Source organism: Oleiphilus sp. HI0061, assembly GCF_001635675.1.
In genome coordinates, this window is the sequence record NZ_LWFE01001185.1 from 1 (window position 1) to 1,509 (window position 1,509).

Sequence of the window (1,509 nt, forward strand, 5' to 3'; positions counted from 1 at the left end):
CGCTCTTAATTTTGTCTAAAAAAGCTAAATGGGAGTTATTGCCGGGCATATCATCTATCAAAAGCAATTGATTATCGCTATATGCAGCGTGTGTCAATAAGCTTTCATAGGTCTGGCAATGCGTTAACTTGAAGTCTAACTGAAGGGAACGAATTGAATCACTGATAGTTGATGTATTGTATACAATGACGCCATACTTTTTTGACACGGTTGTCTCCTATATCCGAGGCACTAGTTACCTAAAAAATACAACTTACTGCTCCAATTCACGCCTTACGTCAAATCCCTTTCGGCGCACCTTGAAACAGGTAGATACAGCTCAACTCATTTAAGTTTAATAAGTATTTAGGTTTTATGGGTAATCTTCTTTCATAAATATAGGAAGCTTTTTCAGGTTTTACAAAGAAAAGCTTCAGAATTCTGACAAAAAAAAACCGACTACTTAGTAGTCGGTTTTGAATCAATCAATGAGCTAAACTTTAACGCTTACCTGAACGACGCAATGCCGCAGGCGTGAAGTCCTTACTCTTAAAGCTCTTTGAGTAGTCATAGCGAATAGGAATCTCATTAGCTAAACCACCTACAATATATCGACCAGACAACAAGTCGTGCAACGATTCTGCTGTTGTAATATGAGCTTTCACATCATAAAAGAACTTGTTATGAGCCTCACCAAAACGCCATAGCTCTCCACGACCATCATAATGATCTGCAACTAGGATTGCCCAAGAGTCCTCATCAATATAGAAAGTACGCTTTGAATATACATGACGCTGCCCTGCTTTAAGGGTACCGGTAACTTTCCACACCCGGTGCAGCTCGTATCGCATCACTTCTTGATCTAGGTGACCTGCTTTGATGATATCGTCATACTTGATACTCTTATCATCCATCGCATAGGAATTATAAGGAACGTATAGCTCCTGCTTTCCTTCTAGAGCCCAGTCATATCGATCCATCGCGCCATTGTACATATCGAAGTTATCGGTAGTACGCAAACCATCCGCCGCGGTTCCTGGTCCATCATATGCAACCTGAGGAGCTCGACGAACACGTCGCTGACCAGCGTTATATACCCACGCTCTACGTGGTTCTTTAACTTGGTCAATTGTTTCGTGGATAAGTAGAACGTTACCCGCCAAACGAGCCGGTGAAGCTACGCGCTGCTTAAAATACCAAAAGACGTTTTTATCTCCATTCTTTGCAGCATCCGTCAATTCCAATCGCTCAGAATAATGTTCTACGAAACGAATTGGTGAGAAGTCTCCTGATTCAGTAGGTGTAACCTGTACGTAGTCACGAACAAAGCTTCCCCCTCTTGAACGCATAATATGGTTCCAAACAACTTCTTTAGCATTCTTTGGAATTGGGAAAGGAATTGCACCTTTATAGCCTTGCACGCCATTCCCGTCATCAACCATTTCAGCATTAGTCGCATTATGCTTGAAATACTCACCGAATTTATCAATATAACCAACTGAACGATGAGTAGGATACACCTTCATTTTA

General features: G+C 41.4%; 2 protein-coding genes. Both read right to left on the reverse strand.

Annotated elements, in window-relative coordinates; translation table 11 throughout:
* On the reverse strand, window positions 1–208 hold a 208-nt coding region (locus A3735_RS31975), incomplete at its 3' end, for a hypothetical protein (RefSeq protein ID WP_231882573.1).
* A gap of 271 nt (window positions 209–479) precedes the next feature.
* On the reverse strand, window positions 480–1,509 hold a 1,030-nt coding region (locus A3735_RS18265; RefSeq protein WP_082885926.1), incomplete at its 5' end, for a DUF1329 domain-containing protein.